This window comes from Nonomuraea sp. NPDC050153, assembly GCF_044460125.1.
In the GTDB taxonomy this organism is placed as follows: Bacteria; Actinomycetota; Actinomycetes; order Streptosporangiales; family Streptosporangiaceae; genus Nonomuraea.
Genome location: NZ_JBITJQ010000044.1, coordinates 19,514 through 43,324 on the forward strand (window position 1 = coordinate 19,514; position 23,811 = coordinate 43,324).

The following is a 23,811-nucleotide window of genomic DNA, read 5'->3' on the forward strand; positions in this document are numbered from 1 at the left end:
GATGACCAAGCATTTCTTCGGCGACACCACCGTCCTGCTGGGACGATCCCTGCGCCACATCACCCGCAGCCCGGACACCATCATCACGACCGCGATCATGCCGATCGCCATGATGCTCATGTTCGTCTACGTGTTCGGCGGCGCGATCAGAACAGGGTCGGACACGTCGTACGTGAACTACATGCTGCCCGGCATCCTGCTCATCACGATCGCCTCGGGCATCGCGTACACCGCATACCGGCTGTTCATGGACATGCAGGGCGGCATCTTCGAACGCTTCCAGTCCATGCCGACCGCGCGCTCGTCCGTGCTGTGGGCGCACGTGCTGACCTCGCTGGTCGCCAACCTGGTCTCGCTCGTGGTCGTCATGCTCGTGGCCCTGCTCATGGGCTTCCGCTCGAGCGCGGGAGTGCTGGCGTGGCTGTCGGTAGCCGGCATCCTGGTCCTGTTCACCCTGGCCTTGACCTGGATCGCCGTCATCCCCGGCCTGTCCGCCAAGACCATGGAAGGCGCTAGCGCGTTCTCCTACCCGCTCATCTTCCTGCCCTTCCTCAGCTCGGCCTTCGTGCCCACCGCCACCATGCCCGGCCCGCTGCGCTTCTTCGCCGAGCACCAGCCGGTGACCTCCATCGTCAACGCCATCCGCTCCCTGTTCGCCGAGCAGCCGGTGGGCACCGACATCTGGATCGCCCTGGCCTGGTGTGTCGGCATCCTCATCGTCGCCTACGTCTTCGCCATGAACACCTACCGCCGCAAGATCTCCTAGGGAGCCTGGCGGTCAGGCAGATCGCGGCGCGGTTGCCCTGAATAGAACAGCGCTTCCTCGGCTCGTCTCACGCCGCCGGTCGGAGGCTTCCAGGAGATTTGCGTGAGATGAGCACCGGGCTGTGAGCGGACCACTCGGGGCACGTGCGGCAGCCGCTGAACCTTACCCCGGCGAGCGACGAACGGTCTCCACCACGGGCCAGAGCACATGCCGGCCTTCCCCGCCCTGCTCAACCGCTTCCCCACGCTGCGCCTGGCCGTACCGGCCGAAGAAGTCAGCCTGCGCCCGGAGGCCGCCGACATCTACGGGGTCAAGAGCCTTCCGGTCACCTGGGACGCGTAACCACGAACCGATGACAGGCGAGGGCTCGTACGAGCCGGACGATTCACCACCAGTTCCATCAGTGGCACCGCCCCATACGAGCCGGAGCGAGACAACGGCATGGGGCCGACGGCCGGGTGCGCTCTTCGACACAGAACTGCTCGTGTTCCTCGCTCACGCTCTTGCCGCGCCGATCCAGTGACGCGGACCGCCCCGGTCGATTCGACCGCACGTCTCCTCCAGAAGTCCCCTGAGTTTCAGCCCTCCAGAAAGGAATGCCAGCATGGCGAACACGACGAGCGGAACACCTGAACAGGGACATGTCGGGCGCCGGACCGTGTTGAAGGGCGTGCTGGGTGCCGGTGCGCTCGTCGGCACACACGCCGCCCTCACCGGCCGCGCCAACGCCTCCGTGAGTGGCGGTGATGACGATGGCGAGCGCGGTGTCGAACACGGGTGGGGAAAGGTCGCCGACGCGTTCCGCGCGAACTTCAAGAACCCTGGCGAGGTCGGCGCGGCGTGCAGCGTCTACGTGGGCGGCCGCCCCGTCGTCAACCTGTGGGGCGGCCTCGCCGATCGCGAGGCGACCCGGCCGTGGCGCAAGAACACGATCGTCCAGGTCGCATCCACAACGAAGGGCGCCACCGCCATCTGTGCCCACCTGCTGGTCCAGCGCGGTGAGCTGGATCTGGACGCCCCGGTGGCGCAGTACTGGCCGGAGTTCGCCGCCGCCGGCAAGGAGCAGATCCCGGTGCGCTGGTTACTGTCGCACCAGGCCGGCCTGCCCATCGTCGACGGACCGCTGACCTTCGAGCAGGCGTGCGCCTGGCACCCGGTCATCCGCGCACTGGAGGCCCAGGAACCGCTGTGGCGGCCGGGCACCGAGCACGTCTACCACAGCGTCACCTACGGGTTCCTGGTCGGGGAGGTCGTACGCCGGATCACCGGCAAGTCGCTGGGCACCTTCTTCGCCGAGGAGGTGGCCGGCCCGCTCGGACTGAGCGCCTGGATCGGACTGCCCGAGAAGCAGGAGAAGCGGGTGGCCCGGCTCCACGACGCCGCCCCGTTCAGCATCGAGGAGCTGCTGGCCGGGCTGATCGCGACCACCGGGCTCGACGCGGACACGGTCACGGCCTGGGTGAACGCCATATGGGCTCCAGGCTCGGTCCAAGCCCGCGCCGGCGAGCTCGGCGGAGCCCTGACCACTCCCGGATATCACACCACGCGTGCCTGGCGTGCCGCCGAGTTCCCGGCCGCGAACATGCTCGCGGACGCCCGATCGGTCGCGCGCATGTACGCCGCCACGGTCAGCGACGTCGACGGGGTACGGCTGCTCAACCCGTCAACGGTCGAGCGGATGACGGACGTGCAGACCGACACGACACCGATGCACGGGCTGCCGCCGGGCCTGAACCTCCCGGCCGACCGCTCCTTCAACATGTCGCTAGGGTTCTGGCGAGCCTGCCAGCCGCTGCCGATGACCGGGCCGGGCTCGTTCGGCCACCCGGGCTCCGGCGGGTCGATCGGCTTCGCCGACCCCGACGCCGGCGTCGGCTTCGCCTACGTCACGAACCTCTGGAACTACCGGCCCGACGACCCGCGGGCGGCGAACCTGGCCAAAGCCGTCCGCTCCTGCCTCGGATGACGACGGCTCCCGCGTGACTGCCGGTGAGCGGGCGACAAGAGCGGCGATGAACGAGCGGCGCCGCCAGATCCTGCGAATGCCGGCCGAGGCAGGATCACCGCAGAGCCCACGGTGCAGCTGTTCTGCGCGTGACCGCCACGGGCCAATGGAAGGGGAGAACCCGATGACGACACAGCAAATCCGCGTGCAGGGTCTTGAGAAGCCCTCCTCACCGGCGCTGCGCGCGTCCGGCGAGGACCGCGACCGGGTCACCGAACTGCTGCGCACCGCCGTCGCCGACGGCCGGCTCGATCTGGTCGAGTTCGACGAGCGGCTGGAGGCGGCGCTGACCGCCTGCTCGGTGCGCCGCGACGGCCGGTGGAGGCTGTCGCACCAGCTGGTGCTGCGCACCGCGGCAGGGACGCCGACGACAACACACCGGAGACGTTGCGCATCCGCTTGACAGGCCGGATGCGGCACGGCCGGCTCGATGTCCGCCGGCAAGCGCCGCACCGGTGACGCGGCACGGTGCCAATCGATGCGCCTACCTGCCGGCCCGTCCTGGGCGAGTCACCAGCCGGCGGTCGATCTCACTGGGCCAGTCGGGACGAACTCGACACGAACGTCACTTCGACCTCGTGCACCACTCCGGCATGATGGCCTGGGGATAAAACTTGATCTTCTGGAGGAACGGCAGTCCGTGATGCGGGTCCTCTCCTCGATCGCCGTTCTTGAACGGCAGCTCGGCAACGCCGAGGTGCAATTCGCTCCCGAGGATCGCGCCGTCCTGTCCGCACTTCGCTTACTGGACATTTGGCCCACTACTCTGTGATGCTGTATAGTGGTACTCGGTGCTACCGAGTACCAGGAAGGATGGAAGAGGACCCACGATGGACGGCCTGACGGAGATGCTGAAGGGCACGCTTGAGGGCTGCGTGCTTGAGATCATCGGCAGCGAGGAGACCTACGGGTACGCCATCACGCGTCGGCTGAACGAACTCGGCTTCGCCGATGTCGTCGAGGGGACGGTTTACACCATTCTGCTGCGGCTGGAGAAGAACGGGCTTGTCCAGGTGACGAAACGACCGTCCGGGCTGGGCCCGCCGCGCAAGTTCTATGCGCTCAACGACGCGGGGCGCGAAGAACTCGCGACGTTCTGGGCGAAGTGGAAGTACATCACATCACGAATCGACAAGCTCAAGGAGGGCGGGAGATGAGCTTCTGGGACTCCATTACAGGCAGCGATCTCACCAGGGAATGGAAGGCGTTCGAAGCTCGGGCCGAGGCATTGCCGGCCGACTACCGGGCGGCGTGGGAGGAGATCAAGGGTCATCTTTCTCCCTACGCGGACTTCACAGGCCGGAACCTGATGCCGATTCTCGACGGTGCTCTGGGGCTGCTCGAGGAGACAGCGGCCGATGGGCAGAGCATTCACGAGGTGCTGGGTGACGACATCAGGGGCTTCTGCGCGGCGCTGACCGGCGGAGAAGGGGCTCAGAGCTATCGCGACCGGTGGCGCGAGCAGTTGAACAGGAACGTCGCAAGGAAATTGGGCCGGCTAGGAGGCTGACGTGGGCATCCAGGACATCATCGAGGGCAAGAAGCAGTGGCGGGCGCACATGGCCCGGGTCAAGGCGCTCCCACGGGACTACCAGATCGTCTACAAGGAGATTCAGAGGTACCTCTTCAAGGTTGGACCGATCGACCTGCTTGACGGGTCCCTGCTCTCAGGGATCCTCGACTTCTTCGAGGAGGGCGTCGCGGCCGGCAAGGGAGTGCTGGAACTCATCGGCAACGACGTCGCCGCCTTCTGCGACGGCCTGATCAAGGACTCGCGCACCTACGCGGACATCTATCAGGAGTCCATCAGCGGGGAACCCGGCACGGCCGAGAAGTAACACCTCGTCGACCCGGCCTTACCGCTTGATCAGCGCATGCACCGTGTTGGCCGACCCGAAGTCCAGCGCCTCGATGATCTGAATCAAGACCGTGCGGTAGCGGTTGGCGTAGGAGGCCCTGAACATGCGCTGCTTGTGCTGCCGGCACGAAGATCCCTTGACCTTTACTCGTGCAGCAGCGTAACCGAAGTCTTGTAGCCGCCGGGCACCGCGGGACAGATGACGTCCTCGACCGTCTCAGTCGGTGCCTCCAGCTCGGCCTCGGTCATCTTGGATCTGAGATCGCCCGTAAGAGCACTCACATCTGAAGAGCGGGAACGCAGTTCTGCCGCGCCCGCGTCACCGTCGCTACGCCCGGTGACAGCTGCGTGAGCGAACGCGGCGTCAGCAGCTCGGCGTGGCCGTGGTCTGTCCCGTCTGCAGCAGGTAGGTCACCTGCGCACCCTGCGCCTGCCGAAAACTACATCCATGCAGCTCAAGCGGCATGTGAGTACCCGTGGAGGACCCCGCCGAGTCGGCCCGTCTGCGTACGCTCAGCTCGGCGATTCGCGTCGGATCCCTGATCGGGTCCGGGACGGCGCGTAGCGGAGCCGCTTGATCCAGGGCTTGATGGGCGCGGTGCCGGTTGTAAAACCGCTCGTACTCACATAGGGCATACCGCAGGTGGCGTTCGTTCCACAGCAGGCAGCGGTCGAGCAGCTCACGGCGGCACGACTGCACCCACCGCTCCATGACCGCATTCACCAGCGGCATCCGGATCCCGGTGAGCACGGTCCGGATACCGGCCTCAGCCAAGATCTCGTCCATGAGGGCGGGGAACTTCCCATCCCGGTCCCGGATCAGGAAACGCACCCGGCAGCCGACCTCCTCCAGATCCATCACGAGGTTCTTCATCGCCTGGACGATCCAGCTCGCGGTCGGGTGCGCGGTGGTGCCCAGCACGCGGACGCGCCGGCTCGCGTGCTCGATGACGGCCAGGATGTACTGGCGCTGCCCGGTGAGGGTGACGGTCTCGATGAAATCGCACGCCAGCAGCGCCTCGGCTTGGGCGCGCAGGAAGTCGGCCCAGGTGGTGGGACGCTCGGTCGGGTGCCGGGTCAAGCCCTTCCTGCTGGAGGATCTCCCACACGATGGAGGGCGCGACCGTGATGCCGAGCATGGCCAGCTCACCATGCACCCGCCGATATCCCCGAGACGGGTTTTCTCGGACCAGACGTAGGACAAGCGTGCGGATGGAGCGGACCGTGGGTGGGAGCCCCCGCCGCTTCGGCCGACAGGTACGGGCATGACGCCGCCTCATCAGATCACGGTGCCGGCGCAGGACGGTATCCGGGCGGACGAGGAGCCGCAGCCGACGCAGGACCTGGTGGGGCAGCGGTGTCAGCAGGGCGGCGAGGAAGGCACGGTCCCCGGGGGCCGAATCGCACCCTGGCGCCGGCACCGAACTGCCGTTCGAGAACGGTGATCTGGTGACGCAGGGCGAGAATCTCGACGTCCTTGTCCCGATCGCCCATCGGCAGCAACCGTAGCGTGACGAAGGTGTTCGTGACCGCAAGATAGGCCAGGCGAAAGAGCACGGACGATCATCATGCAGATCCCGGCCGACCTCGACGTGTTCCATTTCGCCGTACTCGACGAGGCGGCGAGACTGCTCTTCGTCCAGGACCGGCCCGCGCTGCGCCGCGCCGTCGTTCATGTGATTCCTCCGTTTGGTCGCACTGCTTTCGCCAGGCGGCGTGAACCCTGGGGACAGGGATCTCATGCCGGTGAGAACACGACTGCGCGAGGTGCGCCTGCCGCTTGAGGCAGCGGACGAGGCCACGCCGTCACACGGAGTCAGAACGCATCTCCGGCTGGAGTTCCGCTCGGGCCGAGCTGCTTAGCGGGGAACGGGGAACGGGCTTCACCCGGGCCACGGTCACGATGTACAGGAGCAGGCCGGCGCTGGTGAGGGCGAAGCCGGCCCAGACGGTGGACAAGGTCCCCCAGCCGGCATTGAGGGTGACCGCGCCGCCGATCGCGCCCAGCGAGTTGGCCAGGTTGAGTGCGGCCAGGTTGAGCGCGCCCATCAGAGTCGGGGCGTCCGGCGCGAAACCGGTCAGCCGCACCTGGATGGTGGGGATCGCGAACATCATGGTCGCGCCCACGCCGAACAGGCAGGGCAGCAGGATGACCAGGTTGCCGCCGGCCACGCCGATCAGCGCCAGCAGTGCCAGGACAGCGCTGTAGCCCCAGGTCAGGCCACGGTTCTGGTACCGGTCGGCGACGCGTCCGCCGAGGTGGTTGCCGGCCGCCATGCCCAGGCCGAAGACGGCGAGCGCGATCGGGATGAGCGAGGCGTCCTGCAGCGCCGCGTCGGTGATGAACGGGCCGATGAAGGTGTAGACGGCGAAGATGCTGGAGATACCGAGCGCCGCGACGGTGACCATCAGCCAGACGTTGAGCCGGCGCACGGCCTCCAACTCGCTGGTGATGGAGCCGCCGCGCAGGTCATCGGTACGGGGCAGCCAGGTCACCAAGGCGGTGCCGGCGAGCAGGCCGATGGCGACCACGACCCAGTACATGGTGCGCCAGCCCGCATCCTGACCGATGAAGGTGCCGAGCGGCGACCCGACGACGGTGGCGATGGTGAGTCCTCCCATGACGGTGGCGAATGCCTTGCCGCCCTTGCCCGGGCCGTACACGTACGCCGCGACGACGGCTCCGGCGCCGAAGAACGCGCCCTGCACGCTGCCGGCGACAAACCGGAAGGCGACGAGCAGCGCGATGTTCGGCGCCAGCGCGGACAGCCCGTTGCCGACCAGGAACAGGGCGATCATGCCGAGCAGCAGCGTGCGCCGGTTGACCCGGGCGGCGAGCAGGGTGATCGCCGGCGAGCCGATCACCACCCCCATGGCGTAGGCGGTGATCGCGTGGGTCGCGACCGGGATCGACACGTTCAGATCGGACGCGAAGAGCTGGATGATGCCGTTGCTGCCGAACTCGCCGGTGCCGATCGCGAAGGTGCCCAGCGCCAGCGCGAACAGCGTCAGCTTCGGATTGCGGTTAGGTGACTTGGCGGAGGTGTGCCGGTTCTCTTCGGCGGCGCACTGGCCTTCGTAGGCGCGCTGATGCAAGGTCCCGTCCTCGTGGGAGATCGGTGGAAAGCGTGGTCAACGTGCGGCGCGCTTGATGAGATCGGCCGTCACGGCAGGCTGCGAGATCATCGCGACGTGCGAGGCCTTGACCTCGGCGGTACGTGCGCCGGCCCGCTGCGCCATGAACCGCTGCGCCGCGGCCGGAAGCACGTTGTCGTCACGGGCCACGAGGTACCAGGACGGGATCGTCCGCCACGCCGGCGGGCCGGACGGCTCCTGCAGCGCGCGCACATCGCTCGGCCGCTGACCGGCCCACATCAGCTCGGTGGTCGCCCGCGGCAGGTCGCCGGCGAACACCTCGCGGAAGACCTCGTGCTTGACGTACCCGTCGACGAGGCCCTCACCGTAGGGACGGAAGTCCAGCGCCGTCTCCCCCAGCTTGCTCCCGGGGTACTTCGTCTGCAGACTCAGCAACGTGTCACCCTCGTCGGGCGTGAAGGCGGCGACGTAGACCAGCGCCTTCACGTTGGCCTTGCCGGTCGCGGCGTTCGTGATGACCATCCCGCCGTACGAGTGCGCGACGAGCACCAGCGGACCGCTGAGCGTGGCGAGGATGCCGGCCAGGTAGGCGGAGTCGGCGGCCACGCCGCGCAGCGGATTCGCCGGGGCGAGGACCGGATAGCCGTCGCGGATGAGCCGGCCGGCGACGCCGTTCCAGCCGGAGGCGTCTGCGAACGCGCCGTGCACCAGCACGACGGTCGGCTTGGACCTGCCCTCCGGCCGGGTGTGTGCCTGCGCCGCGGGCGCGCCGAGCAGGGCGCCGGCGGTGACCGCGGCCGATCCGGCAAGCAGGGTACGGCGGGTGGTCGTCATGAATGCGGAACCTTTCAGCAGAGGTTGATCGCCGGCCAGCGTAGGGTCGGGGACTTGACGATCTCTGCATGGCCGGGTCCGCCAACGATTCCGTCGTCATCAAGTGTGCCGATCTAGCCTGGCGCCGTCGTGCAGGTAGGCCGTCGAAGAACGGGTCGAGATGAAGTCGAGAAAAAGCGAGCGTCAACTGAAGGTGGGCCTGCGGATCCACGTCATCTGCTATGTCGTGGCGCATGTGATGCAGGTCGTGGTGTGGCGGCTCTTCACCCCGCAGCGCTTCTTCTGGCCGCTGTATTCGCTGGTCGCCTGGGGCATCGGGCTGGCGTTCCACATCTCGGCGGTCTCCTCGCCTTCACGGCGGGATTGAGCGGTGTCGTTCTTTCTCGAGTTCGTACGCGATCCCATGACGGTCGGTGCGGTCGCGCCGAGCAGCCCGGCATTGGCCAGGGTGGCGACGGCGGCCGTCCCCAGTACCGGCTCTCCGATCGTCGTGGAACTCGGTCCGGGTACCGGCTCGTTCACCGAGGCCATCCAGCGGCGTCTCGCCGGACGCGGCCGGCACATAGCCGTCGAGGTCAATTCAGGGTTCGCGCGGAAGCTGGCCGCCCTCCACCCGGAGGTCGACGTCGTTCACGCGGACGCGGCCGATCTCACCAGGGTGCTGGCGCAGCGTGGGCTGCGCCAGGCCGATGTCGTGGTCAGCGGCCTTCCATGGGCGGCCTTCACCGAGAACCAGCAGCGCGACGTGCTGTCCGCGGTCGTGGCGACGCTGTCACCGCACGGCGTGTTCACCACCTTCGCCTACGTGCATGCCCGGTGGGCCCCGCCGGCCCGGCGCCTGCTGCGTTCCATGCGGTGGCGGTTCGACGAGGTGGTCATCAGCCGAACGGTGTGGGCGAATCTCCCACCCGCTTTGGTCTACTACTGCCGTCGCCCGACGGAGCTCGACGTGGACGACGCGGTGCGCTGAAGATCAGCATCCGGACGCCGCTACGAGACGATCCACACCCCCGGCTTGTTCGTCCTGCGGGCCAGATTGGCGGAGCCGACTTGATGCGGACGGAACAATCCGGGAATCCCGCCGCAGAACGGCGCTCTGGCCCGTCCATTTTCCGTTCAGTCCGCCGCCGTAGCTTTCCACCATCACGTCATGAAAGGTGAGGAAATGGCACACAAGAAACCGACTATCGTGCTGGTGCACGGCGCCTTCGCGGACGGCAACGGCTTCACCGCGATCGTCAGGCGGCTTGTCACCGACGGCTATCCGGTCATCGCCGCGCCGAACCCGCTTCGGGGGCTCTCCTCCGACGCGGAGCAACTCAAGGCGCTGCTGAACAGCATCGAGGGACCGATCGTGCTGGTCGGCCACTCATACGGCGGTGCCGTCATCTCCACCGCCGCTGCCGGAAACCCCGAGGTGAAGGCGCTGGTCTACCTGGCGGCGTTCGTACCGGAGACGGGCGAGAGCGTCCAAGAGCTGGTCGAGAAGTTCCCGGGCAGCACGGTGGGCGAGTCACTCAAACCCGTGCCGCTGCCCGGCGGGCAGGTCGATCTCTACATCGACCCGCGCGTGTTCCATCCCCATTTCGCGGGAGATCTGCCCGCCGAGGAGGCCGCGCTCTTCGCGATCATGCAGCGCCCGGCCACCGGCGCCGCCCTCGGTGAGCCCGCCGCCGGCCCGCAGGCCTGGCACACGATCCCGAGCTACAACCTGATCAGCGGCGCCGACCGGATCATCCCGCCTGCGGCGCAGGAGTTCATGGCCCAGCGCTCCGGCGCGAAGGTCCAGGTGGTCGACGGCGCCTCGCACCTGGTGTTCGTCTCGCGCCCGGACCTGGCCGTGGCCCTCATTCAGAAGGCGGCGAGCGAGAACGCGTAAGGGCGAAAGCTCGATGAGATGGGTGATCCGCGTCTGGGCGGTCCGGCCGGCATCGGCCTGCGCTGCGCGGATCAGCCGGCCTGGAACGGGCCACCTGGGATCATATTTCGTGATCTTGTCCACGGTGTACGCCGTCACCCGGCGTCTGTTGTCTTTGCCCGCGCTGCTGCTACGAAGGAGCGCCTCCAAAGAGGCGGAACTGCTGGTGCTTCGGCATCAGAACACTGTCCTGCGCCGTCAGATCCCGCGGGTGCGTTACGAGCCGGCCGATCGCCTGTGGTTGGCGGCGCTCTCGCACCTGATACCCCGCTCGCGATGGGCGGAAATCTTCCCGATCAGACCGGCCACACTGCTGGCCTGGCACCGCAGACTCGTGGCCAAGAAGTGGGACTACAGCAATCGTCGCCGTCCCGGACGGCCACCCACCGCGGCTGCGGTCAAGGCACTCATCCTGCGCATGGCCGCGGAGAACCCGAGGTGGGACACCGGCGCATCCATGGCGAACTGACCCGCCTCGGCCACCAGATCTCCGTTTCTACCGTCTGGAACATCCTGAACCGGGCCGGGATCGACCCCGCCCCGCGCCGCAGCGGGCCGACATGGAAGCAGTTCCTGACCGCCCAGGCCGAGCACATCGTCGCCGTCGACTTCCTCTATGTGGACACCATCAACCTCACACGCCTGTACGCCCTGATCATGCTCAAACACGGCAGCCGCCGCGCCCACCTGCTCGGCGTCACCACCAACCCCACCGACCCGTGGACCGCCCAGGCCGCCCGCAACTTCCTGATGAACACCTACACCGACATGACGAAGCTGAAGTTCCTGATCCGCGACCGCGGCGGCCAGTTCACCAAAGCCTTCGACGCGGTCTTCGCCGACACCGGCCTGCGAATCCTCAAGAGCCCACCGCAGGCCCCGAAAGCGAACGCACACTGCGAAAGAATCATCGGCACCCAACGCCGCGAACTCCTGGACAACATGCTCATCCTCAACGAACACCACCTACGCCGAGCCCTCACCCGCTACCTGCAGCACTACAACACGACCCGACCCCACCGCAGCATCGGACAGTTGTCCCCAGCGCAAGCCGAACAGGACCGCCAACCCCCATCGACCTGGCCAACCACCGGGTCCACCGCAGAGCCATCCTCGGCGGCCTCATCAACGAGTACCAGATCGCCAGCTAATCAGATGGCCAGCTGACACCACCCGAGAACCGGCAGGTCAGACACCGCATCCTATTTTTGAGCCCCACACGTCGGCGAATCCCGCGAGGTGGAACGCGGCGCCGATATGCAGGGCCTCATCGGGCAGCCGGTGCCCGGCTTGGCCCGTGCCGCAGACCGACAGATACGCGAACTCGGCCCCCCGCAGCAGCCGGCTACCGGCAGCGGGTGCGCGGTCGGCCCAGGACAGTGACCAGGCGGTCGAGCAGGGCGGGGTCGTTGGGTAGCGCGCCGTGCTCCACGCCGGGATTGTCTGTCAGGCTGAAGTGATGGCAGTGCATGGCCCGCCAGGCCAGGATGGCGTTGTTGGTGATGTCCTCCTGGTTACCGTCGCCGTCGCGCCGCAGGAAGCCACCGGGGTCGGCGATCTGGCCGGTGGACAGGTTCGCCAGCCGGGCCCCGACGACCGTAGGCAGGCCGGACCCCTTCTCTCCGTAGACGTCCACGTCGGGGTACGACTTCGGATCGGCGAACCGGACGAAGCCGATGTAGTACGCGGCGATCTTTCCGGCCGTCGGCAGCCCCGCGTCGGCGAACAGGCGCGGGTAGTCGCGAGGCGTGTAGGAGCGGCCTGTCGAGGAGTCGCGGATGACGATCTCACGGTCGCCGAAGATCGCCGGGTCGGCGGCGCTCATGTAGGTGGAGGGGGCGCTCTGGTACATCCGCGCGCTGCTCCGCGCGTTTTTCCTGGTCGTGGGGTAGCCGAAGTCCTGGATGTTCTGCCCGGTGAACATCACGGAGTACATCAGACCCTGCCCCGGCATGTTGCCCGCGATCGGGGTGAAGCCGTGGATGTAGCGCTCTCGCCATGCCTGGCTGGTGTGGGTGAGCAGGTATTGGGCATACAGCGGCCCGTTGGAGTGGCCGACCAGGTGCACCGGCCGCTCGCCGTTGTCGTGGTAGGTGTCCTCGATGAGCCGGCGGGTGCGCTCGAAGAAGCCGCCCATGTCGGGGGTGAGCCGGGCGTCGTATCCGGCGACCCGGATGTCCCGGTCGCGGACATACCCGTTGGTTTCCAGCCTGCGGTAGAGAGCCTCGTAGTACGGTGCGCTGTCCGTGCGGCCGTATTTCATGATCTCGACGGTGATGCCCGGTTGCTCGGCGAAGCGCTCCGGCATCGGCAGCGAGGGATCGTCGCGGTAGCGCAGGGTGAGCAACCGGTCTCGGCAGACCTGGCTGAACCTGCTCGGCCGGTCGTTGCGGAACCAGTCCTGGAAGGTGCCAGAGCGCGGGCAGCCCGGCGCCGTGGTCTGGTCGCGTACGGTCGCCTGGAGCTTGGTGAAATGGAATGCGGGGAACAGCACGACCGGGGGTTTCTCCCGCGCCGGAGACCCGGACGGGCCGGGCTGGCCCGCGGTCAGCCCCAGCGGGACCAGCGCAGCCAGCACACCGTGCATCCAGCGGCCATCCAACATCGCCATCCCCCTCGGTCGCTCACTGTTCCAAGCGGTCGCTACCCGCGATCACGTTCTGTGATACCTGCTGGTCGGATGGGCGGCCAGGACCGCTCGATCGGCCCAGTTGGGCTTCGGCCGGACGACCTCACGCCGCAGCACAGCCAGCTCATGCCGGAGCACCATGATTTCCATGTCTTTGGACGCTTGACCACGTCCCAGGAGCATCAGCAAGCCGAACACCTGGATCATGAGCAGATAGATGAGACGGAGAGGCACGGGAACTGATCCTGGACCGAGCCGCCACCTCAGGTCGATCCGCAGGTCAAGCACCCCGCGACGGATTCTGAAGCGGTACGGGCCAGCGCCTTCGGCAGCGTGCCGCGGGCGATCTCGGCGGGAACGCCCGTGTTGGCGCCGGGCCCGCTGCCGGGCACCACGATGAGGTCGGCCGGCTCGGGTGCCCCGTCGTTCTCGACCTCGACCGTCGTCCCGTTGGACAGGTGCACCGTGCCCGGCCCGTCGACGCGTATCTGCACCAGCGGGCGCGACCATCGGCTCCTCACCGGAATGGGGAGACGTACGGAGGGCATTCGCCGAGCTGACGGCTACGCCGCCGGAGGCGTGATCTCCACCGCCGACGACCTCAGCGCCTTTCACCGGGAGCGCTGGACACGTACGAATTGCTGACGAAGGAGGAACCAAAGGAGCTCAACGCCGGCCGGACGCCCACGGATCCCCGCTACCCACCCTCGAGGTGTGCGAGAGCCAGGGTGAGTACAAGGCCGTCAAGAGCAGCTCGCCCGGCTTCACCACCCCCACCTTCGGCTCGCGGGACGGAGCGGGTCCAGCTTGTCATGTCCCTCACCCTGGCCAGCGCCCACCGCGATCCGCCATCGACCCGCTCGCCTCCAGGACGGGGGACGCCATCCTCTGCCCCGAGTAGTGACTGGCGACACTCGATCCGCTGTCCATGCCGAGCGAATGCTCAGGTGCCCATCCGGAAACCGGCTCCTGACCAGATGCGCCCTGAACCCGACCCGAGTGCCCTGCGGAGCGTGACCATATGCCCCTGCTCAGGAGGTCACGCTGCTCAGAGCAGATCTGCCGCAGGCGGATCGTGTCGACGCCGATGCGAATCGCCTCACATGATGGACGCATGAGCGAAGAATCGAAACTTCCCCTGTTCAACCAGCGGATGAGACGCGAGCTTTACGAGCAGCGTGTTCTCATTCTCGACGGCCCTCTCGACGACGACAACGGGACACTGCTGGTCACGCAACTGATAGCACTCGCCACCCAGGACGCGTCGACCGATATCGCATTGTGGATTCACTCCCCGGGCGGCTCGGTCCCCTCGATGCTGGCGATTCGCGACATCATTCGCCTCATTCCCTGTGACGTGTCGACCCTCGTGCTGGGCATCGCTTACAGCGCCGGGCAATTCCTGCTGTCGTCGGGGACCCGAGGCAAGCGCCGCGCCCTGCCGCACGCACGCGTCCTGATGCACCAGGGCTCGGCGGGAATCGGTGGCACCGCGGTCGACATCGAACTGCAGGCCGGCGACCTCCGGCATACTCGTGACACGGTGCTCGGTCTTATCGCCGAGGACACGGGCCAGCCCGTCGAGCGCATATTCGAGGATTCTCTGCACGATCGTTGGTACACAGCGCAAGAGGCGCTCGACTACGGTTTCATAGATGCGATCGTGCAGACCTTCGACGAAGTCGCGCCGCACAATCGCCCGCGGCCCGGATTCGGCGTCACCGAAGGAGTCGGCAAGTGACCACATATACGATACCGAACGTCATCGCGCAGAATCCTCGAGGCGAGCGGATCATGGATGTCTACTCGCACCTGCTCACCGAGCGAATCGTTTATCTGGGCACCGCGATCGACGCGGGCGTCGCCAACGCGCTCATCGCGCAGCTGATTTTTCTGGAGTCGGACAACCCCGATGCCGAAATACAGTTCTATATCAACTGCGAAGGTGGTGATCCGAGTGCGATGCTCGCGATATACGACACCATGCGCCATATCCGCCCGCGGGTTTCGACAACCTGCGTCGGACAAGCCGTCGCGGTCGGTGCCGTCCTTCTCGCCGCGGGTGCCGAGGGAAAACGTGCCGCTCTCCCCCACGCACGCGTGATCCTGCACCAACCAGCCGCTCAGGGGCGCGGAACGATCCCCGACCTCATCTTGCAGGCCGACGAGGTTGTACGAGTCCGGGCAGACATCGAGCGCATCCTGTCACGGCACACCGGCCAGACGATCGAGACCCTACGCGCCGACACCGATCACGATCGCGTGTTCACCGCGACCGCGGCCTTGGAGTACGGGCTCCTCGATCAGATCATCGAGGAGCACTCATAGGCCCGCGAACAACCCCGGCAAGCCGCTAAGCGGCCAAAGCATACGCCGCCGAGCAGACAGCATCCCTCGACCTGCTGGGCTGAGCAGACCGCAAACTCTCTGCGACAGCAAGAGTCAGATCGACCAGGGTCACATCCAGCGCGCCGGCGACCGCGGCGATCATTTCACTCGACGGCTCTTTGACGCCTCTTTCCATCTCGGAGAGATATTGCGGCGAGACTCCGGCGCGACCCGCCGTCTCACTCAACTTCTCGCCCCGCTGTTGACGAAGGCCCCTCAGACACTCACCGAGCACCTGCCGCCACAGCGGCTCGCGAGCCGGAGAGGGCTTGAGGGCGGTCCGATCGATCGCTGGACGTAGCGGCGAGATGGAAGATGGCTGCGGGATGGAGGAGGCCATACTCCACACCATAGGTAGACAGCGCGGTCGAGTTCCGCCGGCTTCGCGCAGAGCGGAACCACTCCCTGCCTCCTCCGTTCGGCCTCAGGCGCACCTGCGCGCTCACCACGTGGTCACCGCGGCGGCGAGCGCTCGGGTGACGTCGGTGACCGGCCACACGAGCAGGGCGCGCACCGTACTCGGCGCAGCGAGATCAGGCGGGTCGGGTTGCCGGCGATGTGGGCTTGGGCCGGTCGTCCGGGTGGTTCGCAGCGGTGAGGTCCGGGTGGCCGTCGCACAGGGCGTGGCCTGCCTGGGCCAGCCGAGCACGCCGCCGCCGGTGTAAGGCGGCAAGCCCCTCCCACACCCGGCAGACCCTCGTCACAGTCCTGCATCCGGCGACGTGACGGCGCGTTCACGACGGGGCCGGTTCGTCGAGCCCCACGTATTTCGGCCACTCGCCCTGAGGTCGTCCCTGATCGAGTGCAAGTCCTAGCCGACGCGTCTGTCATCGCACACCGTGGGGGATGTGGGGCAGATGGCAAAGACACGTGTGCAGGTCAGCAGGTGATGCGGCTGCGTGGATGCGGAAACGGGACGTCAGCGAGGCGTCACGTGTCCGCGTCTGCCGGTAGATGACGATCACGGCAGCTGGTATTTCGCGGTCCAGGTACGCGGCCTGGACGGGCAGCAGCAGCGCGTCCGCCAGGGTGGTTACACCGACTCCGAGGAAGCGGAGGCGGCAGGCCGAGCCCTGGCCGCTGCCGACCGCGACGGCGTTGGGGCCGGATGCACGCTCGGGCAGTGGCTGGCGCGCTGGCCGGCCACCAAGGACGCCCTGCGGCCGTCGACCCGGCAAGGCTACGCCATACACATCCGCCTCTACCTCATCCCCCGCCTCGGGCGGATCCGGCTGCTCAAGCTCACCTCCCGCGACGTCAACGGACTGCTCGCGACGCTCGCGTCCCGTCCCTCGCCGACCGATCGCCAACTGTCACCCGCCACCGTGGTACGGATCCCCGCCACCTTACGGACCGCGCTGAACGCGGCGGTCCGCGCCCGGCTGATCCCGCTCAACCCAGCCAACGGAGCCGAACTCCCCCATCCCCGCCGACCGCACCCAGTCGTCTGGACCGCCGGACGGACCGCCCGGTGGCAGCAAACAGGAGAACGTCCGGCAGTGGCGGTCTGGACCGAACAACAGCTCCCGGCCTTCCTGACCGACGTCGCGCAGGACCGCCTGGCCGAGGCGGCCGCGCGCATCGACGCGGCACTGCCGCACGGCAACGTGCTGACCGTGCTGGCCGAGCAGGACAGGACCGGGACGGCGCCGACGGGCGACGCCGTCTATCCCTTCCTGCCCGATACCTGGCTGCGGCGCGTCATGCGCGAGCTCGTCGGCCACTTCGGCGTCGCCTTCGGCGCCGTCTGGCGGGCCGACCCCGACCGGCTGCTCGGCGAGGCAGTCGCACTGCTGGCCAAGCTGCGCCTGGTGGCGGTCGTCGAGGGCGGCGTGCTGGCGTTGCCGTTGCTGGCCCGATACCGCGGCGTCACCGCGGAGGTGAAACAGCGCCCCGAACAATCCGCTCTCTTCGAGGATGTGAAGTGACCAGGTTCGTCCCCTCTCGGGCCGGGATCATCAACCTGTGGGACTACCGGGATGAGGAGTTCGCCTTCGCGGGCGGCTGGCTGATCCTGCGCGGGCCCAACGGGTCGGGCAAGACCAAGGCGCTGGAGGTCTTGTTCCCGTTCGTGCTCGACGGGCGGATCGATCCCAAGCGGCTCAACCCGTTCGCCTCCGAGGACCGGACGATGAAGTCCAACCTGCTCTTCCGCGGGCAGGACTCCGCGCTCGGCTACGTCTGGATGGAGTTCCGCGATCCCGGCACCGGCCGGTCGGTCACGGCCGGCGTCGGGCTGCACGCCCAGCGGCACCGCGACACCCCCGTACGCTGGCATTTCGTCTGCGACGGCCGCGTCGGCGAGGACTTCTCCCTGCTCACGCCCGACGACCGGCCGATGACCCGCAAACAGCTCGCGGCGGAGCTGGGCGAGCAGGCGCTGATCGGCTCGGCCTCCGACTACCGGGCGGCCATCGACCGGCGGCTGTTCGGGCTGGGCAGGGAGCGCTACGAGCAGCTCATCACGCTGATCCTCACCCTGCGCAGGCCGCAGCTGGCCAAGAACCTCGACCCGGCCAAGCTGTCCGACACGCTGACCGACGGCCTGCGCCCGATCGACGACGAACTGATCGCCGAAGCGGCCCGTTCCTTCGACGACATGGAGTCGGTGCAGCGCACCCTGGAGGGGTTGGTCGCCGCGGACGAGGCCACGGCCGCGTTCCTCTCCAGCTACAGCACCTACCTGCGGACCCACGCCCGCTGGGCGGCCGACGCGCTGACCCGCCGCCGCGGCGAGGTGGCCGCCGCCGTCGAGTCCCGCCGGACAGCGAGGGAGAAACTGACCGTCGCCGAGCAGGAGCGGTCGCGGGCGGAGGCCCGGACGGCCACCGCCGAGGACGCTCTGGCGGGGTTGCGCGCCAGGCTGGACCAGCTCAAGTCGAGCGCCGCGTACGAGGCGCTGCAACAGCTCGCCGACCTCGAACGGCTGGTGCGCACCTGCGCGGACGCCGCCGCCGGCGCGCGGGCCGAGCTGGAGCGGCGCACCGCGGCCAAGAGCAGGGCCGTGGCGGAGCTGGAAACCGCGCGGCGCAACCTGGCCGAGCTGGAATCGGCCGTCTCCAGGACGGCAGGTGAGCTGGCCGACGAGGCGCACGCCGCCGGCATCCCGTGGAGCCCGGGCGACGCCGATGAGGGCGGATTCACCGATCGGGTCGGCGCCGGCGCCGCGGCCCGCGCCGACGACGTGCGCGCGGTCCGGGGCGCACTGGCCGCCCTGAGCAAGGCCGAGCAGGCCCGCGACCTGGCCCGTGCCGCGCTGGAGCGGGCACAGACGGCCCTGGCTCAGTCCGAGGAGGCCGCCTCGGACGCCGAAGCCGAGGTGGAGCGGACCAGGAGCGCGGCGCGCGAGGAGCTGTCGGCGTGGGCCGAACGCCACGGCGTCGTGGCGGCCGACGCCACCGCGCTGACCGAGGCCCTGGACCAGGTGGGTGAGCCCGACGCGCCCACTCTGGAAGCGGTCTTCGGCGAGCTGACGGCGCCGGCCGTGCAGGACCTGCGGGACGAGCGGGACGCGGCCGGGATCGAGGCGGCGATGGAGGCCACCGGCTTGCTGGACGCCTGGATCACGCCGGAGCCTGAGCCGGTGCGGGTGGGCGACTCCGACGCCTACCTTTTCGAGGCGTATCCGTTCACCGGACCCAACCTGCTCCGCGTACTGGAGCCGGAGGAAGACAGCCCCGTCTCAGCGGATCGGGTCACCGCGATCCTGCGCGCCGTCGAACTGCAGGACGACGACCACTTGGTGGTCAACGGTGAGCAGGGCGGAGTGTTCTCCGCCGAGCCGGTGGTCGACGACCCTCTGTTCCGCCCTGTCATCACGCCCGGTGGCCGCTTCTTCCAGGGCATCCAGGTCGGCGCCCATCACAAGGTGCACGCCGAGTACATCGGCGCCACGGCCAGGGCCCGGCGCCGCGCTGCCCGGCTGGCCGAGTGCGACACCCGGCTCGCCGCTCTCGACGACGCTCTCGCGAGCCTCGGCCGGCAGGACGCGGCGGCCGAGGCGAGGCTGGAGGCCGTGGCGGAGGCCAGATCCGCGCTGCCCAGGACCGGTCCCATCGTGACGGCCCTGCGTGCCCGCGAACAGGCGGCCGGACGGCTGCGCGGCGCCAGGGAAGGCGCGGACGAGGCCCAGCGGGGCTTCGACGAGGCTGTCGCCGCGCATGGCGCCGCCGAGCGGACGCTGCGCCGCACCGGTGCCGAACGCGCTCTGGCGCCGGACGCCGTCGACGAGGTGGCGGGGGCCGTACAACGATTCGAACGCGCCGCCGGGACCCTGGCCGGGCGGCGGCGGGAGGCGGCCCGCCAGCTCTCCAGCGTGCAGGCGGCGGCCGACCGGCTGACGGAGGCCGCCGAGGACGAGGCGAACGCCGCCAAGACCGAGCAGACCGCGCGCCGGCGGCATACCGAGGAGGCCGCCAAGCTGGAGGCGTTGCAGGCGACGGTCGGCGCGGAGGCCCGGCAGATGCTGGCGGAGGTCGAGCGGACCGAGCGGAACATCACCGACGCCGAGCGGGAGACGCAGTCCGCCAGGTCCGCCGAGCGGGACGCGCTGACCGCCGAGGTGAGCGCGCGCACCCGGGTGGAGACGTCCGCCGAGGCGCTGGCGGTGGCGCGGCGCGAAGAGCGCGAGACAGCGCGCGAGCTGGCCCCCTACGCCCGCCGCGAGCTGCTCGACGTGCTCAAGTGCCCGCCCGGCCTGGCCTGGCCCGCCCAGGAGGCCGACTGGCAGGCCGAGGAACTGCCCGCCGGCGTTCGCGAGGTGCACGAGGCCGTCCTTGCCGTCACCCGTGACCTGACCCCGACCGAGATCTCGCTCAAGCAGTCCACCACCCGGCTGACCAAGGCCCTGGAGGACCTGCAGGCGCAGCTGACCGCCGCCGACCAGAACTACCGGCCCGAGTGGGACGGCGCCGACGGCGTGATCGTCGTACGCGTCACCGATGAGGAAGGCCTGCTGCCGGTCGGCGCGTTCGCCACGAAGATCAGCGCCAGCAGGAACGACCAGCAGCAGTTGCTCAGCGACTCCGAGCAGCGCATCCTGGAGGACGCCCTGCTGACCAGGCTGGCCCAGCAGATCCACGACCGCACCGTGGATGCCCGCGACCTGATCCGCAGGATGAACACCGAGATGCGCTCACGCCGGATGTCCTCGGGCACCACCGTCGGGGTGGGGTGGCTGCTGGCCGACGCGCTGGACGACGAGCAGCGCGCGATCTGCGGCCTGCTCGACGGTGACGCGGCCCGGCTGCGCCCCGACGACCTGACGAGGATGCGTGGCCACTTCGCCGTCCAGATCAAGAACGCGCGGGCGCGCCACCGCGACAGGCCCTACCGTGAGTTGCTGGCCGACGTGCTCGATTACCGCAGGTGGCGGCAGTTCGCCTTCCAGCTCGTACGATCGGACGGTACGGAAGAGCGGCTGACCAGGTCCAGGCACAGCCGCCTGTCGGGCGGTGAGCAGTCGGTCTCCCTGCACCTGCCGCTGTTCGCCGCCGCACATGCCATGCTCAACTCGGCCCGGCCGGACGCCCCCCGGCTGCTGGCGCTGGACGAGGCGTTCGCCGGGGTGGACGACACCGGGCGCGGCGAGTTGATGTCGCTGGCGGCGCAGTTCGACCTCGACCTGTTCATGACCGGCTACGACCTGTGGGCCACCCACGCCTCGGTCTCCGCCGCGGCCCATTACGACCTGGCGCACTCTCCCGTCGACCACACCGTCAGCCCTCTGCTGCTGGTATGGGACGGCGGGCAGCTGCTGGCCGATGACACCGGCGATCTGACCACCGCCCTCGGCTCACCGGACACCCGCAAGGTGGCTCTGCCCCCGGAGGAGGTCATCCCGCTTGAACTCCCTGGATGAGCTGCGTTCGGAGGGCTGGGCCCGCCTGCTTGCCGCCGCCAGGCGCAAGCTGGAGCGCGACGGCGCTCTGTCGGGCTCGGTCAGCATCGGCGTGCCCTCCGAGGAGGAGCGCCGGGTGATCATCGGGCTGACCGGCCGCTACCGGCCGGAGGACGTCAAGCGTCTCACCGTGCCCCTGACCGACCTGGACCTCTTCCTCACCAACCGGTACACCCACGGCCTGCGTGATGTGCTGGCCGAGCTGGGCGGTCCGTTACGGGACCGGGCCGGGGAGCGCCGGGCGCTCGACGAGGAACGCGATCGGCTCCTCGCCGGCGCCTCCCACGGCAGGCACTCCGGCGACGCCTGGCACGCCGCCTGGCTGGAGGCCATCGCCGTCGACGGCACGGCGACCAGGCTCATCAGGCGCGGCGAAGGGCGGCTGGTCACCACGGCGGCCCAGGTTCTCGACCAGTTGCCCGCCCAGGCCATGCCGCTCCCCGTGCTGGCCGAGCGTGCCACGGGCGACACCAAGGCCCTGTCCGCCGGCTCACCGCTGACCTTGCTGGTGCTGCGGGCCCTGGCGCTCCGCGCCAGCCTGCCGTCTGTTCCAGGCGACCGGGTGGGGCAGCGCACGCTGTGGGAGTCGGCCGGGGTGATCGTGGACGACCTGGCCAGCCAGGTCCTGGTGCTCAACCTCCCCGTACTCGGCCAGGGCCCGGTCGCGGGCTGGCTGGCGGAGGCGGCCAGGTATGGCGTTCCATACCGGCTGACGTTGCACCAGCTCACCACCTTCCCGGTCGCCCTCGACGACGACCCGATCTTCATCTGCGAGAACCCGGCCGTGCTCCGCGCGGCGGCCACCGAACTCGGCGCCCGATCCGCGCCGCTCATCTGCACCGAAGGGATACCTTCGGCGGCCTGCCACCGCCTCCTGGAGACGGCCAAGGGCGAGCTGCGGTGGCGAGCCGACTTCGATTGGACCGGCCTGCGGATCATGGAACGCGCGATCTCCCGCCACCGGGCGACTCCGTGGCGCATGTCGGCGGCCGACTACGCCGCGGGACTCGCCGAGAGCGAGTCCACCCCGCTGAGCGGGACGGCCACGCCGAGCCCATGGGACGTGGAGCTCGCACCACTCATGGCGAGCCGAGGCTGGACGGTGATGGAGGAACGCCTCATCCCCGCCCTCCTGTATGACTTGAACGGCGAGCACCCGCGCACAGCATGACGATCATGAGAGGGAGGCCGACCATCAGCCAGATCAGCGCGGCGCCCGGGATCGCCGGACTCAGACCAGGAGCGGGGCGAGGTGGTTGGTTCGCGTTCCCTCGGCGGAGGTCAAATAACCACGCAGCCGCCCCGCGATGCTGCCCAGTTCGCCGGACAGCGCGTACGCCGGGCCGTACAGAGCGGGTGGCCGGATCGCGGCGACCTGTGCGTTGAGGTCGGTGACCAGGCCGGCGCTGGTGCCGCCGTTGGGCACGATGCGGATCGTGTAGTCCAGGATGCTGTCGGCTTCCCCGCCGATGATGTGGGCGCCGGGCAGGATGCCGATGCCGGTGTCCCAGTCCATCGAGTTGCGCACATTCTCGAACACGGCCGAGGTGGCGTGCTTCGTGCCCGGGTTCTTGGAGAAGACCACGGCCACGTTGGGGGTGGTCCGGTGCGTGCCTTCCTGGTAGACCATGGCGTAGCCGCTGGTGGTGCTGGTCGGCGTCCACGGGTAGTAGGGGATGTTCTGGCCCGCCCGGTACCACTCGCTCGGGTCGCCGTTGGCGTCGAGTCGCAGTGCCAGGGCGGTGAAGGCGTCGGCGGAGCGCAGGAAGGGCAGCCAGTTCTCCAGGTAGAACTCGACGTTCGCGACTGTCGTTCCGGCGTTGACGACCTTGGGCAGCCGGATGACGCGGCGGATCTCCAGCGTGCCGTTGGACAGTCTGGTGTAGCGGGTGAGCTGCGGGACGGCGTCCGATCCCGCGAAGTCGGCGACGAGTTCGGCGTACCACTGCCGGTCGGCGATGGTCCACACGTCGGTCGTGGTCGGGGTGGTCCGCTCGACGCGGACCGTGCGCTGGTAGGCGCCGGGGCGGGTGCCCGCCTGGTTGACGTTCCAGCGCCGGTCGAGGACGTTCGTCGCCGCTTCGACGTTCAGGCCCCACAGGACGGCCTGCATGACCCGGTCGGTCTCCTCGCCCTCGTAGGTGGGCGAGAGCAGTGGCCGGTAGCCGGTCGGGCAGTGCCGCATCTGCGGGATGCAGCCGCCACCGCCGAGCCGGAAGTCGAACTGCTCCCTGCCTTTCCAGGAGTTGCGCTGCCACACGTCCGTGCCCTCGGTGAGCAGCTTCCACGTCCAGCCCTTGGCCGCCGCCGCGGCGGGCGTCACCGCGATCAGGGGTAGTGTCGCGGCGGTCGCCAGGACGGCGCGCCTGCTCAGGCCGGTGCTCCGTTTGTCGCTCATGTTGGTGTTCTCCTTTGTTG

24 protein-coding genes and 1 pseudogene are annotated in these 23,811 nt (G+C 68.7%); 17 read left to right on the forward strand and 8 right to left on the reverse strand.

All coding sequences use genetic code 11. The annotated features are described in order from the left end of the window. Position 1 precedes the first annotated feature (1 nt). The 7 genes and pseudogenes from ACIBQ1_RS54670 (at position 2) to ACIBQ1_RS54700 (ending at position 4,609) form a co-directional block, all read left to right on the forward strand. Positions 2–766, forward strand: coding sequence for an ABC transporter permease (locus ACIBQ1_RS54670; RefSeq protein ID WP_397290721.1), 765 nt, complete (start codon positions 2–4; stop codon positions 764–766). A gap of 213 nt (positions 767–979) precedes the next feature. Next, positions 980–1,108: pseudogene (locus ACIBQ1_RS54675) on the forward strand (cytochrome P450); the annotation flags it as partial. A gap of 262 nt (positions 1,109–1,370) precedes the next feature. Next, the gene (locus tag ACIBQ1_RS54680; RefSeq protein ID WP_397290723.1) at positions 1,371–2,732 is read left to right on the forward strand and encodes a serine hydrolase domain-containing protein; all 1,362 of its coding nucleotides are present in this window, start codon (positions 1,371–1,373) and stop codon (positions 2,730–2,732) included. 163 nt (positions 2,733–2,895) lie between these two features. After that, complete coding sequence (locus ACIBQ1_RS54685; RefSeq protein ID WP_397290725.1) at positions 2,896–3,174, forward strand: DUF1707 domain-containing protein; 279 nt, start codon at positions 2,896–2,898, stop codon at positions 3,172–3,174. A gap of 427 nt (positions 3,175–3,601) precedes the next feature. Then, the gene (locus ACIBQ1_RS54690; RefSeq protein WP_397290727.1) at positions 3,602–3,928 is read left to right on the forward strand and encodes a PadR family transcriptional regulator; all 327 of its coding nucleotides are present in this window, start codon (positions 3,602–3,604) and stop codon (positions 3,926–3,928) included. Then, positions 3,925–4,281, forward strand: a complete 357-nt coding sequence (locus tag ACIBQ1_RS54695) for a DUF1048 domain-containing protein (protein ID WP_397290729.1) — start codon at positions 3,925–3,927, stop codon at positions 4,279–4,281. The genes ACIBQ1_RS54690 and ACIBQ1_RS54695 overlap by 4 nt, the downstream gene beginning before the upstream one ends. Position 4,282: 1 nt before the next feature. Beyond that, complete coding sequence (locus ACIBQ1_RS54700) at positions 4,283–4,609, forward strand: DUF1048 domain-containing protein (protein WP_397290731.1); 327 nt, start codon at positions 4,283–4,285, stop codon at positions 4,607–4,609. Between the two features lie 384 nt (positions 4,610–4,993). Here the strand turns inward: ACIBQ1_RS54700 and ACIBQ1_RS54705 are convergent, their stop codons facing one another. The 3 genes from ACIBQ1_RS54705 to ACIBQ1_RS54715 all read right to left on the reverse strand — a co-directional run bounded on the left by ACIBQ1_RS54705 (position 4,994) and on the right by ACIBQ1_RS54715 (position 8,559). Next, the gene (locus ACIBQ1_RS54705; RefSeq protein WP_397290733.1) at positions 4,994–5,710 is read right to left on the reverse strand and encodes an integrase core domain-containing protein; all 717 of its coding nucleotides are present in this window, start codon (positions 5,708–5,710) and stop codon (positions 4,994–4,996) included. A gap of 725 nt (positions 5,711–6,435) precedes the next feature. Continuing rightward, positions 6,436–7,725: an MFS transporter gene (locus ACIBQ1_RS54710; RefSeq protein ID WP_397290735.1), complete on the reverse strand. Its 1,290-nt coding sequence runs from the start codon at positions 7,723–7,725 to the stop codon at positions 6,436–6,438. Positions 7,726–7,761: 36 nt separating this feature from the next. Then, a complete protein-coding gene (locus ACIBQ1_RS54715) occupies positions 7,762–8,559 on the reverse strand; it encodes an alpha/beta fold hydrolase (protein WP_397290737.1) in 798 nt (265 codons plus the stop codon). Positions 8,560–8,719: 160 nt separating this feature from the next. Here ACIBQ1_RS54715 and ACIBQ1_RS54720 point away from each other — a divergent pair, with 160 nt between their 5' ends. The 5 genes from ACIBQ1_RS54720 to ACIBQ1_RS54740 all read left to right on the forward strand — a co-directional run bounded on the left by ACIBQ1_RS54720 (position 8,720) and on the right by ACIBQ1_RS54740 (position 11,644). Beyond that, positions 8,720–8,926 carry a 2TM domain-containing protein gene (locus ACIBQ1_RS54720; RefSeq protein ID WP_397290739.1) on the forward strand — a complete coding sequence of 69 codons (207 nt, stop codon included), beginning with the start codon at positions 8,720–8,722 and terminating at the stop codon, positions 8,924–8,926. Between the two features lie 3 nt (positions 8,927–8,929). Next, positions 8,930–9,529: a class I SAM-dependent methyltransferase gene (locus tag ACIBQ1_RS54725; protein WP_397290741.1), complete on the forward strand. Its 600-nt coding sequence runs from the start codon at positions 8,930–8,932 to the stop codon at positions 9,527–9,529. Between the two features lie 195 nt (positions 9,530–9,724). Further along, positions 9,725–10,438, forward strand: coding sequence for an alpha/beta fold hydrolase (locus tag ACIBQ1_RS54730; protein ID WP_397290743.1), 714 nt, complete (start codon positions 9,725–9,727; stop codon positions 10,436–10,438). Between the two features lie 22 nt (positions 10,439–10,460). Continuing rightward, positions 10,461–10,946 (forward strand): hypothetical protein, encoded by a 486-nt coding sequence (locus tag ACIBQ1_RS54735; protein WP_397290745.1) that lies wholly within the window; start codon positions 10,461–10,463, stop codon positions 10,944–10,946. Continuing rightward, a complete protein-coding gene (locus ACIBQ1_RS54740) occupies positions 10,916–11,644 on the forward strand; it encodes an integrase core domain-containing protein (protein WP_397290747.1) in 729 nt (242 codons plus the stop codon). Before ACIBQ1_RS54735 ends, ACIBQ1_RS54740 begins: the two co-directional genes overlap by 31 nt. A 178-nt stretch (positions 11,645–11,822) precedes the next feature. Here the strand turns inward: ACIBQ1_RS54740 and ACIBQ1_RS54745 are convergent, their stop codons facing one another. Genes ACIBQ1_RS54745 through ACIBQ1_RS54755 form a run of 3 tightly spaced genes read right to left on the reverse strand, consistent with a single transcriptional unit; the run spans position 11,823 to position 13,600 of the window. Then, complete coding sequence (locus tag ACIBQ1_RS54745; RefSeq protein ID WP_397290749.1) at positions 11,823–13,082, reverse strand: hypothetical protein; 1,260 nt, start codon at positions 13,080–13,082, stop codon at positions 11,823–11,825. 48 nt (positions 13,083–13,130) lie between these two features. Further along, complete coding sequence (locus ACIBQ1_RS54750) at positions 13,131–13,313, reverse strand: hypothetical protein (RefSeq protein ID WP_397290751.1); 183 nt, start codon at positions 13,311–13,313, stop codon at positions 13,131–13,133. Positions 13,314–13,369: 56 nt separating this feature from the next. After that, entirely contained in the window at positions 13,370–13,600 is a 231-nt protein-coding gene (locus tag ACIBQ1_RS54755) for a hypothetical protein (protein ID WP_397290753.1), read from the reverse strand. A 620-nt stretch (positions 13,601–14,220) separates the two neighbouring features. On the opposite strand from ACIBQ1_RS54755, the gene ACIBQ1_RS54760 reads away from it, so the two are divergent. Together ACIBQ1_RS54760 and ACIBQ1_RS54765 are read left to right on the forward strand one after the other, a co-directional pair. Continuing rightward, positions 14,221–14,847 (forward strand): ClpP family protease, encoded by a 627-nt coding sequence (locus ACIBQ1_RS54760; RefSeq protein ID WP_397290754.1) that lies wholly within the window; start codon positions 14,221–14,223, stop codon positions 14,845–14,847. After that, a complete protein-coding gene (locus ACIBQ1_RS54765; RefSeq protein ID WP_192787173.1) occupies positions 14,844–15,434 on the forward strand; it encodes a ClpP family protease in 591 nt (196 codons plus the stop codon). The genes ACIBQ1_RS54760 and ACIBQ1_RS54765 overlap by 4 nt, the downstream gene beginning before the upstream one ends. Positions 15,435–15,459: 25 nt before the next feature. Here the strand turns inward: ACIBQ1_RS54765 and ACIBQ1_RS54770 are convergent, their stop codons facing one another. Further along, positions 15,460–15,834 (reverse strand): helix-turn-helix domain-containing protein, encoded by a 375-nt coding sequence (locus ACIBQ1_RS54770; RefSeq protein ID WP_397290756.1) that lies wholly within the window; start codon positions 15,832–15,834, stop codon positions 15,460–15,462. A gap of 559 nt (positions 15,835–16,393) precedes the next feature. On the opposite strand from ACIBQ1_RS54770, the gene ACIBQ1_RS54775 reads away from it, so the two are divergent. Genes ACIBQ1_RS54775 through ACIBQ1_RS54785 form a run of 3 tightly spaced genes read left to right on the forward strand, consistent with a single transcriptional unit; the run spans position 16,394 to position 22,564 of the window. Beyond that, positions 16,394–17,422, forward strand: coding sequence for a hypothetical protein (locus tag ACIBQ1_RS54775; RefSeq protein WP_397290758.1), 1,029 nt, complete (start codon positions 16,394–16,396; stop codon positions 17,420–17,422). Further along, complete coding sequence (locus ACIBQ1_RS54780) at positions 17,419–21,354, forward strand: SbcC/MukB-like Walker B domain-containing protein (RefSeq protein WP_397290760.1); 3,936 nt, start codon at positions 17,419–17,421, stop codon at positions 21,352–21,354. The genes ACIBQ1_RS54775 and ACIBQ1_RS54780 overlap by 4 nt, the downstream gene beginning before the upstream one ends. Next, a complete protein-coding gene (locus tag ACIBQ1_RS54785; RefSeq protein ID WP_397290762.1) occupies positions 21,338–22,564 on the forward strand; it encodes a TIGR02679 family protein in 1,227 nt (408 codons plus the stop codon). The genes ACIBQ1_RS54780 and ACIBQ1_RS54785 overlap by 17 nt, the downstream gene beginning before the upstream one ends. Before the next feature lie 60 nt (positions 22,565–22,624). On the opposite strand, the gene ACIBQ1_RS54790 is transcribed toward ACIBQ1_RS54785, so the two are convergent. After that, the gene (locus ACIBQ1_RS54790) at positions 22,625–23,791 is read right to left on the reverse strand and encodes a hypothetical protein (protein WP_397290764.1); all 1,167 of its coding nucleotides are present in this window, start codon (positions 23,789–23,791) and stop codon (positions 22,625–22,627) included. Between the last annotated feature and the right edge of the window lie 20 nt (positions 23,792–23,811).

Excerpts from the sequence above, each read along its gene's own strand:
- ACIBQ1_RS54715 (WP_397290737.1), bottom strand. The coding sequence starts at position 8,559 with ATGACGACCACCCGCCGTACCCTGCTTGCCGGATCGGCCGCGGTCACC.
- ACIBQ1_RS54695 (WP_397290729.1), top strand. The coding sequence starts at position 3,925 with ATGAGCTTCTGGGACTCCATTACAGGCAGCGATCTCACCAGGGAATGG.
- ACIBQ1_RS54770 (WP_397290756.1), bottom strand. The coding sequence starts at position 15,834 with ATGGCCTCCTCCATCCCGCAGCCATCTTCCATCTCGCCGCTACGTCCA.
- ACIBQ1_RS54745 (WP_397290749.1), bottom strand. The coding sequence starts at position 13,082 with ATGTTGGATGGCCGCTGGATGCACGGTGTGCTGGCTGCGCTGGTCCCG.
- ACIBQ1_RS54730 (WP_397290743.1), top strand. The coding sequence starts at position 9,725 with ATGGCACACAAGAAACCGACTATCGTGCTGGTGCACGGCGCCTTCGCG.
- ACIBQ1_RS54720 (WP_397290739.1), top strand. The coding sequence starts at position 8,720 with ATGAAGTCGAGAAAAAGCGAGCGTCAACTGAAGGTGGGCCTGCGGATC.
- ACIBQ1_RS54690 (WP_397290727.1), top strand. The coding sequence starts at position 3,602 with ATGGACGGCCTGACGGAGATGCTGAAGGGCACGCTTGAGGGCTGCGTG.
- ACIBQ1_RS54685 (WP_397290725.1), top strand. The coding sequence starts at position 2,896 with ATGACGACACAGCAAATCCGCGTGCAGGGTCTTGAGAAGCCCTCCTCA.
- ACIBQ1_RS54790 (WP_397290764.1), bottom strand. The coding sequence starts at position 23,791 with ATGAGCGACAAACGGAGCACCGGCCTGAGCAGGCGCGCCGTCCTGGCG.
- ACIBQ1_RS54750 (WP_397290751.1), bottom strand. The coding sequence starts at position 13,313 with ATGATCCAGGTGTTCGGCTTGCTGATGCTCCTGGGACGTGGTCAAGCG.
- ACIBQ1_RS54760 (WP_397290754.1), top strand. The coding sequence starts at position 14,221 with ATGAGCGAAGAATCGAAACTTCCCCTGTTCAACCAGCGGATGAGACGC.
- ACIBQ1_RS54680 (WP_397290723.1), top strand. The coding sequence starts at position 1,371 with ATGGCGAACACGACGAGCGGAACACCTGAACAGGGACATGTCGGGCGC.
- ACIBQ1_RS54670 (WP_397290721.1), top strand. The coding sequence starts at position 2 with ATGACCAAGCATTTCTTCGGCGACACCACCGTCCTGCTGGGACGATCC.